The sequence below is a fragment of the Pseudomonas sp. EA_5y_Pfl2_R50 genome, assembly GCF_963970475.1.
Lineage (GTDB): Bacteria > Pseudomonadota > Gammaproteobacteria > Pseudomonadales > Pseudomonadaceae > Aquipseudomonas.
The window spans coordinates 1-483 of sequence record NZ_CAXAPT010000138.1 but is presented as its reverse complement, the minus strand read 5'-3'; the positions used below and the strand labels follow the sequence as shown (position 1 = coordinate 483).

The 483-nt window shown below is 56.7% G+C and carries 1 protein-coding gene; it reads left to right on the top strand.

All coding sequences use genetic code 11. The features are described from left to right. The coding region (locus AACY19_RS27110) for a tyrosine-protein kinase family protein (protein WP_339454570.1) at window positions 1-483 on the top strand (483 nt) is incomplete at both ends.

Below are 483 nucleotides of genomic sequence, written 5' to 3'. Positions count from 1 at the left end.
CAAGGTCATTCTGGTCGATGGCGACATGCGTTCGCCATCCGTCCATCAGTTGGGGGACGTTGACCATAACAGGGGCTTGAGCAACTTCCTGACCGGTCAAGATAACATCGCTGCATTGACCTTCGAAATGGGTGAACTCGGATTCACCGCGATGTCGTCAGGCCCGATCCCGCCAAATGCCGCAGAACTCCTTACCGGGAAGCGCTTGCCATTGCTGATCGAACGTTTGCTTGAGACTTTTGATCATGTCGTGATCGATGCACCGCCCGTCATGGGGCTGGCGGACGCGCCTCTAATCGCGAGCCGGGTGGAAGGGGTTATTTTCGTCGTCGAATCGCACGGTATCCGCGCTACCTTGGTCAAGACGGCGCTTAGCCGCCTGGCCAGCGCGCATGCCCGAGTCATTGGCGGAGTGCTGACCAAGTTTGATGTCCGCAAGGCTCATTATGGTTATGGGTATGATTATGGCTACCGCTATGGTCG